Source organism: Nostoc sp. DedQUE09 (assembly GCF_034530915.1).
Taxonomy (GTDB): domain Bacteria; phylum Cyanobacteriota; class Cyanobacteriia; order Cyanobacteriales; family Nostocaceae; genus Nostoc.
Genome location: NZ_JAVRCE010000037.1, coordinates 64,913 through 72,902, shown reverse-complemented (window position 1 = coordinate 72,902; position 7,990 = coordinate 64,913). Strand labels below are relative to the sequence as shown.

Annotated in this window: 7 protein-coding genes; 3 read left to right on the top strand and 4 right to left on the bottom strand. The window is 43.1% G+C overall.

What is annotated here, in order from left to right; all coding sequences use genetic code 11:
* Window positions 1-306: 306 nt before the first annotated feature.
* Window positions 307-1,689, bottom strand: a complete 1,383-nt coding sequence (dnaA, locus tag RMY27_RS21975; protein WP_322666765.1) for a chromosomal replication initiator protein DnaA — start codon at window positions 1,687-1,689, stop codon at window positions 307-309.
* 242 nt (window positions 1,690-1,931) lie between these two features.
* Between dnaA and RMY27_RS21970 the strand changes: the two genes are divergently transcribed.
* Together RMY27_RS21970 and def are read left to right on the top strand one after the other, a co-directional pair.
* Window positions 1,932-3,173, top strand: a complete 1,242-nt coding sequence (locus RMY27_RS21970) for an HhoA/HhoB/HtrA family serine endopeptidase (protein ID WP_322666763.1) — start codon at window positions 1,932-1,934, stop codon at window positions 3,171-3,173.
* Window positions 3,174-3,309: 136 nt separating this feature from the next.
* Window positions 3,310-3,840 carry a peptide deformylase gene (gene def, locus RMY27_RS21965; RefSeq protein WP_322666761.1) on the top strand — a complete coding sequence of 177 codons (531 nt, stop codon included), beginning with the start codon at window positions 3,310-3,312 and terminating at the stop codon, window positions 3,838-3,840.
* Between the two features lie 115 nt (window positions 3,841-3,955).
* Here def and RMY27_RS21960 read toward each other — a convergent pair whose 3' ends face one another.
* From RMY27_RS21960 to RMY27_RS21950, 3 genes are all read right to left on the bottom strand, one after another.
* Complete coding sequence (locus RMY27_RS21960) at window positions 3,956-4,165, bottom strand: hypothetical protein (RefSeq protein WP_322666759.1); 210 nt, start codon at window positions 4,163-4,165, stop codon at window positions 3,956-3,958.
* A 42-nt stretch (window positions 4,166-4,207) separates the two neighbouring features.
* Window positions 4,208-4,576, bottom strand: coding sequence for a GNAT family N-acetyltransferase (locus RMY27_RS21955; RefSeq protein ID WP_322666758.1), 369 nt, complete (start codon window positions 4,574-4,576; stop codon window positions 4,208-4,210).
* Between the two features lie 234 nt (window positions 4,577-4,810).
* Complete coding sequence (locus RMY27_RS21950) at window positions 4,811-6,502, bottom strand: NAD-binding protein (protein WP_322666756.1); 1,692 nt, start codon at window positions 6,500-6,502, stop codon at window positions 4,811-4,813.
* 326 nt (window positions 6,503-6,828) lie between these two features.
* Between RMY27_RS21950 and RMY27_RS21945 the strand changes: the two genes are divergently transcribed.
* Window positions 6,829-7,929 (top strand): D-alanine--D-alanine ligase family protein, encoded by a 1,101-nt coding sequence (locus RMY27_RS21945; protein ID WP_322666754.1) that lies wholly within the window; start codon window positions 6,829-6,831, stop codon window positions 7,927-7,929.
* The last annotated feature ends 61 nt before the right edge of the window (window positions 7,930-7,990 follow it).

The following is a 7,990-nucleotide window of genomic DNA, read 5'->3' as shown; positions in this document are numbered from 1 at the left end:
GTGAATTTGAGATGCTCCCGCTACATTGCTTGCAATTAGCGGTGAGAGTTGTCACAATGTCTATTGCAATTATAGTTAGGCAAGTTTACCTTGTGGAAAACTTGTGGAAAAGTACTTGAGTTTTTCCACAAGGTAATTATACTTAATTAAATTTTGACTGTAGAATATCAAGTTTTCCCCAGTTTTTTGCACAATATAAGTTAAATTTAATCAATTTTTAGACGTTACTTAATATTCTTGACTAATTCTTCAGCCGTCAAAACTCATAATTCAGACTGCTGCTTGTGGAAAACTTAAAATAAATCTTCAAGATGGTTTTTGAGAACGGCTAGTCATATTGATGCGATCGCTCAGTTGGCGGATTGTTTGTGCTAAAGTGCGATCGCTCTCCTGGAGTTGATTAATTTTATCGCAACTATAGATTACCGTTGTATGGTCTTTACCACCAAACTCTTCGCCAATTCTCGGCAAACTCAAAGCGGTGTGTTGGCGCATCAGATACATCCCTAGTTGACGCGCCCAGCTTATCTCTCTTCGTCTTGAGTTACTTTTAAGGTCATCTATCGAAACATCAAAATTATCCGCCACAACCTTTAAAATTGCTTCTGGGGTAGCTGCCATTTTTTCATTAGGCGGTTCTAAAACTGGTGTGATATTTTCCACCGTCATCGGTAAACCCCAAATAGAAATATAAGCCACCGCCCGAATTAAAGCTCCTTCTAATTCTCGAATATTAGAAGTGTAGTTAGAAGCAATATACTCAATCACGTCGCGGGGAAGACTAATATTTTCATCCTCAGCCTTTTTCTGCAAAATTGCCATTCTCGTTTCTAAATCGGGCTTTTGGATGTCGGCAATTAACCCCATAGAAAACCGAGAGCAAAGACGTTCTTGCAAGCTAGGAATTTGGTTAGGTGGACGATCGGAAGCAATGACAACTTGTTTACCAGCTTCATGTAGAGTATTAAAAGTATAAAAGAATTCCTCTTGGGTATATTCCTTCCCTTCAAGAAACTGAATATCATCAACTAATAAAACATCAGCCGCCCGGTAATGCTCTCGAAAGCTTTGCATACTATCCTTACGGATGGCTGTAATTAAATCATTAGTAAACTGCTCAGTAGAAACATAAAATATTTTACAATTAGGAAAAATTGCATAGCGATAATGACCAATAGCTTGCATCAGATGAGTTTTACCCAAGCCGACACCACCGCATAAAAATAAAGGGTTAAACTCTTTACCTGGAGATTCTGCAACTGCCAAAGAAGCAGCATGAGCCATGCGATTGTTAGCACCAACTACAAATCGCGAAAAGACGTATTTAGAGTTTAAATCAGTAGTTTTATGATTGTGATTGGCAACAGGTTCAGAAATACTGCTGGAATTTGGTGATTCCCAAGCAACCTCTCGTTCACTAAAATGAGAAACTTCATCACCTTGAGCAACGGTAATATAAATTCCCACAGGATGACCGAGAATATCTTGGACTACATGAGCAATAGTATTGATGTAATACTTCTGTAACCAATTACGAGCAAATGGGTTAGGAGTACGGATAACCAAACAATTATTTTCTAATCGCTCTGCACTAGCAGTTTTGATCCAAGTTTCAAAGGTAGGTCGGGATAGTTCAAGCTTTAGGCGCTCTAGTACCTGACTCCACAGACTTTCTATGGGAATTTCCATTATCCACCACCTTTGCTGCTAATCGTCACAATAGAAGAGAAAGCACTAATTTAGCATTGAGACACGCTAGACCTAAAATAAGCTTTTAAGTTGTAACCAAACCGAGTGCTGAGTAAAGCAAAAATTTATCAGAGCTTTATTACTCAGTATATGCCTCGTCCCTTTATTATGAGCGGTCTTTTAACCTCAGCACTCAGCACTTTTAACTCAGCACTCTCATTGACACGGAGAAGCAACGACACATGAAGATAACAAACCATCACTCAGCGCCCAAAAGGATTGAAACCAGGGGCTTACCCCAGAGGTTGCGGATGCTCTCATACGGGGTAGCAGTGATGTTCCTGGGGAGCTGCTCTCTTCTACCTGCTAGGACTGTTGATAATCAACAAAGGGATACTCAAGCCCAAAACACAACACAACCTAATCCGGTAATTGTCCCCCCGCAGATTTTCTCTTCTTCTGGAGATCCTAATTTTGTAGTGAAAGTAGTACAACAAGTGGGGCCTGCGGTAGTTCGTATTGATTCTTCCCGAACAATCACTTCTCGCGTACCAGACGAATTTAACGATCCATTTTTCCGGCGGTTTTTTGGAGAGGGAAACCCACGGCCTAGACAAAGGGTAGAGCGCGGTAGCGGCTCTGGATTTATTATTAATTCTTCAGGGCAGATTTTGACTAATGCCCATGTGGTAGATGGTGCTGATAGAGTGACTGTCACACTCAAAGATGGCCGAACTTTTGATGGGAAAGTACTGGGTGAAGATCCGGTAACTGATGTGGCTGCGATTAAAATTGACGCTAATAATCTGCCAACTCTAGCTGTGGGTAATTCTGATACCTTGCAACCAGGACAAGCAGTAGTAGCTATTGGCAACCCTTTAGGCTTGAATAATACCGTCACTTCTGGGATTATTAGTGCCACAGGTCGTTCTGGTAGCGATATTGGTGCTAGTGACAAGCGGGTTGATTACATCCAAACGGATGCAGCGATTAACCCTGGTAATTCCGGTGGGCCATTGCTTAATGCTCGTGGACAGGTAATTGCGATGAACACAGCTATTATTCGCGGCGCTCAAGGTTTGGGATTTGCTATCCCTATTAACACTGTACAAAGGATTGCCCAGCAATTAATTGCTACAGGCAAGGTGGATCATCCTTATTTGGGTGTGCAGATGGTGACACTGACACCAGAAATTAAAGAAAAGATAAAAAATGGAGCAGGCGATCGCTTAAATCTTACAGCAGATGAGGGCGTTTTGCTGATTGAGATTGTGCCGCGATCGCCTGCATTTGTAGCTGGACTACGAGTCGGTGATGTGATTAAAAGCATTAACAGCCAGCCTGTTACTAAAATTGAAGAAGTACAAAGGCTAGTAGAAAAGAGCAAAATCGGTACTAAATTACCCATAGAAGTGGAACGCAATGGGCAAATTGTCCAAGTAGGAGTTCAACCTGCTCCTTTGCCTGTTAGACGTGAAGGATGATGTTAGTTATTTGTCATTTGTCATTTGTCATTTGAAAAATAACTGACATACTTCACTCCCTCCATACCCCATACTTCGGCTACGCTCAGTACAAGTGCCCCATGCCCAATGCCCCATTACCTAAAGGAGCTTTATCATGACTGAATTAGCGCCAATAATTCAATTAGGCAATCCAACATTGCGCCAAAAGGCTGCTTGGGTTGAAAATATTCAAGATGAGCAGATCCAAAAATTAATTGAAGATTTAATCGCCACTGTTGCCAAGGCTAACGGTGTGGGAATCGCTGCCCCTCAAGTAGCACAATCCTATCGTTTATTTATTGTGGCTTCCCGTCCTAATGCCAGATATCCCAACGCCCCGGAAATGGAACCTACTGCCATGATTAATCCCAAAATCATTGCTCATTCAACTGAAGTTGTCAAAGATTGGGAAGGTTGTTTAAGTGTTCCAGGAATTAGGGGGTTAGTTCCTCGCTATAAATCTATTAAAGTTGAATACACTGACTCTGAAGGCAACTTACAAAAGCAAGAATTAACCGATTTTATCGCTCGGATTTTTCAACACGAGTACGATCATCTCGACGGTATCGTATTTGTAGATCGCCTAGAAAATACTCTTGATATGATTACTGAGCAGGAATATCAACAACGAGTAGCTAACAAATAAATGGGAGTCGGGAGTGGTGGTGAAAAAGCTAACGATTAACCTAACCCCCTAGCCCCCTTCCCGACCTTTACGGAAAATTATGTATAAATGTTAAATAGCTAAGGGCAACACCAAGTTAAACGCGAAGTAGCAAGAGTCCACTTCTTAAAGCTTGATTCCACAGAGATGATTTTTGCACTTCTGGCAAAGAAAGAGGCTGATTTACTGATAACGGTGGCTCTTGTTGCAGAGATAATTGCCACCAGCCAACATCGTGCCACCTACTAAATTTATACCCAACTCTGTAAAAAACACTTAGAGGCGAAAAACCGACAGCCTCATGCATAGCTACACTTGCTGGGTTGGGTAAAGCGATGCCTACGGCGGGCTACGCCAACGCAGCAAAAACGTTATAAAATCCTTGGAGTTGCAGCAAGCCAAAAAGAGAAGTGTACAAAGCTTTAGCAACTCCTTTTCTGCGATATTCAACATTTACATACACGGATGATTCTACAGACCATTGGTAAGCAGCACGAGTCCGGTAGGGAGTAGCATAGGCATAACCTAGAATCTCACCGTTAATTTCACACACTAGCCAAGGCATCTGCTGTTGATAGTTATTGATGCGTTTTTCAAATTCCGTTTTGCTGGGAGGCTCTATCTCAAAGGAAATTGAAGTTTCCCACACAACAGGCGCATAAATTGCCAGCATTTTTAAAGCATCACTTTCGTTAGCTAGTCTAATTGCAGCTTTCACAACAGATCCTTTTTGGATTTTAATAATTGGCTAGAAACGAGGTTTGAAAAGGCTTTTGGCTTAAGTTTACATCAATGTCACGCATGAGGGTGCAATGACTGTGAGAATTAGACTTTTTGCAGAAATCGGGAAAAGGGGAAGGGGAAAGGTTTGGTATTTTCCCTTTCCCCAATAAAGATGAGTCCCTTTTCCCACAAGAGTGCAAAAAGCACAAATGCCAAGAGGTCTATTGTTTTAAGCGTGTGCTTCACAAACTTGCTCGCCCCGCCACAATTGATATAGCCGCGTCGCTGGCATTGTCATATATAAAACGTCACCATCACTGAGACTAGTTTCTAATAAATCCCAGCCGTGAAGAGTTTGGTGGTTTGTTTCTACGTACAAAGGTACACAGTCAGCAGACATCGCTACATCTTTCACCCATTGACCGCAAAAGACGTGTGAAGCTGTAATTACAGTGGCAAAAGCTACCCAAAGACTATCGGCTGTGATGCCATTGCCCAGGATACGTCCCCCTAGCGCAGCAGCAGCAAAAGCTGGCGCTGCTAATTCAGCCGGACTCAGCACTGCATCGAAGCCAAATAGCTGTTGGGCTATGCCAGCAAAATCAGGATCGCCATAATGAACAATCACCGGAATACTGGGTGCCAAACCTTTGGCTTTGAGGGCAATTTCCAAATTGGTAGCATCATTGCTAGTAACAGTAATCACTGCGGCAGCAGAGTTTATATTGCTAGCTTTGAGTATTGTGCGGAAGCTGGCATCACCCTGAATCACAGGGATACCGAGTTCGCGGGCGGTGTTGATATATTTACTGTTGGAGTCGGGTTCAACGACGACAACTTCATGTCCGCTGGCGTGGAGTTGCTGAACAATTCTCACCCCAATACCACTTAAGCCACAGACAATGTAGTGCGATCGCTGAGGAATTCGGGCTGCATCCCAAAATTGCTTAAAGCGGCTTCCTAAGACAAAATCCGTGAGCATGGCATACCAAATACCAATCACTACTGCTCCAATCAGCATCATCACAACAGTAAATAACTTAATACTGTTAGGAGCATTTTCTACTACTTTGTCATTACCACCGGCTCCGGTAATCATGCCGACAGAAAAATATAGAGCATCCACAGGAGACAAACTCAACTCAGCCGACATATAAGTGAATGTAGCGATCGCAATAACCGTCAATAGTGCAATAGCACCCACCACTACCGATCGCCCGTGTTCCTGAAACTGCCTAAAATTAGTCATAACTTTTAGCAGTTTTCTAATCAACGATCTCCGGGGGGAACGGATGCGGGGTTGTGTACCAATAATTATGCGATCGCCTACTTGGATTTCTTGGCCAGCTATGACAGCTGATACCAAATCCATCTCACCTTTGACTGGTAAGTAATAAATTAGCATCCGCGATCGGTCTGACCACAATTCACTCAGCTTTCGACCTTTCCAGAAGTGGTTTTCATGAATGTATTCTTCGTGAATTGGCCAAGTTTGCTGAAATAATTTAATTTGTCCGATCGCTCGGTTTCCCAGCGCTGCAAAGGTGAATACGGGTGCTGCTAATCCGACAACACTCATACTCAAATGGTCTGGCAAACTTTGATCTAGGCGCTCTCCTAAATTTGTATTATAAAAACGGTTGATAATCCGAATCTGGGGATTCAGCACCCGCGCTTGCATCATAATAGATAAATTCAGAGCATCTTTAGATCCAGCGATGACTAAAGTGTGTGCCTGTTGAATTCCTGCTGCTGTTAGGGTAGAAGCTGCTTGTAAATCTCCAACAATCACATCTCCTGCGGTTTCGCCGGGGATAGATTGGTGATGAATGCCAACAACGAAGGCTCCCTGATGTCTCAGCAGACGAAAGGTTTTATATCCGGTACGTCCTAAGCCACAAACAATAATTCTGGGTTTCATGAAACGGCAGCATCTTTTACAGGTAGGGCTGCATTTCTAGTTAATTATCAATATTGTTGCTTACTTTCCTGGAATATAACTGTAGCTGACAACACGATTGTTTCAATTAGAGGCAGAGAGCGGGGAGAGGAGCAGGGGAGCAGGGGAGCAGGGGAGAAGTTGCGGTAAGTTTTTCCCCTCTGCCTCTTTGCCCCTTTTTCCGCTCAAGCTTGTGAGAAATGGAGAGCAAGCAGGGTTTGAACGGGCAATAAAATAATCTAGAAAAATATGGCAATTTTTGTAGGTTGTGATACGCTATCTGCTTGAGAAGTGTGGAGGAGCCGAAAATGACTAAGCTGCGGGTGGGGTTACTGTTTGGCGGTCGTTCGGGAGAACATGAAGTTTCGATCAAATCAGCACGGGCGATCGCTAACGCCTTGAGTGCAGGGGAAAATGCTAGTAAGTACGAAATATTGCCTTTTTACATCCAAAAAAATGGTCACTGGCTGGCAGGAGAAGCACCCCAAAAGGTTTTAACCACCGGCAATCCGCTACTGGAATCGGCAGAATCAACATCTGTTGGAAATCTGACATCCAACCCTCAAGCCCAAACTCTGAGCAATTGGCAATCTCCCTCTCAAGTTGCCCAAGTAGATGTTTGGTTTCCCATTCTCCACGGTCCCAATGGTGAAGATGGGACAATTCAAGGGTTACTGACTTTGATGCAAGTCCCCTTTGTCGGTTCTGGGGTGTTAGGTTCGGCAATGGGAATGGATAAAATTGCCATGAAAATGGCTTTTGAGCAAGCGGGATTACCACAGGTAAAATATAAGGCGGTAACTAGATCGCAGGTTTGGTCTAATCCGTGCGTATTTCCGAAACTGTGTGATGAAATTGAGGCAACATTAGGTTATCCAGCTTTTGTCAAGCCAGCTAATTTGGGTTCATCGGTGGGTATTGCCAAAGTGCGATCGCGCCAAGAATTAGAAGCTGCTTTAGATAGTGCTGCCAGTTATGACCGAAGGCTAGTTGTAGAAGCTGGTGTCGTTGCTAGAGAAGTTGAGTGTGCCGTTTTAGGTAACGAGCAACCTCAAGCCTCTGTCATTGGAGAGATTACTTATGACAGCGATTTTTATGATTATGAAACTAAATATACTGAGGGCCGGGCAGATTTACTGATCCCCGCACAGCTTCCAGATGCGATCGCTCGTCAAATTCAGGACATGGCTTTGCAAGCTTTTGCCGCTGTTGACGCTGCTGGGTTAGCAAGGGTAGATTTTTTCTATGTGGAAGCAACACAAGAAGTATTTATTAACGAAATCAATACGTTACCAGGCTTTACTGCGACGAGTATGTATCCTCAACTCTGGGCCCATAGTGGAGTTTCCTTTCCAGAATTAGTCGATCGGTTAATTCAACTTGCTCTTGAAAGGCATTCTCCTAGCTGACAGAGAAAATAAGCGAACTAATTTTAGATTATTACGGCGAAAAGTCACAATAAATACAGAA

Coding starts and splice junctions, on each gene's coding strand:
- dnaA (WP_322666765.1), bottom strand. CDS start 1,689: ATGGAAATTCCCATAGAAAGTCTGTGGAGTCAGGTACTAGAGCGCCTA.
- RMY27_RS21970 (WP_322666763.1), top strand. CDS start 1,932: ATGAAGATAACAAACCATCACTCAGCGCCCAAAAGGATTGAAACCAGG.
- def (WP_322666761.1), top strand. CDS start 3,310: ATGACTGAATTAGCGCCAATAATTCAATTAGGCAATCCAACATTGCGC.
- RMY27_RS21960 (WP_322666759.1), bottom strand. CDS start 4,165: ATGCATGAGGCTGTCGGTTTTTCGCCTCTAAGTGTTTTTTACAGAGTT.
- RMY27_RS21950 (WP_322666756.1), bottom strand. CDS start 6,502: ATGAAACCCAGAATTATTGTTTGTGGCTTAGGACGTACCGGATATAAA.
- RMY27_RS21945 (WP_322666754.1), top strand. CDS start 6,829: ATGACTAAGCTGCGGGTGGGGTTACTGTTTGGCGGTCGTTCGGGAGAA.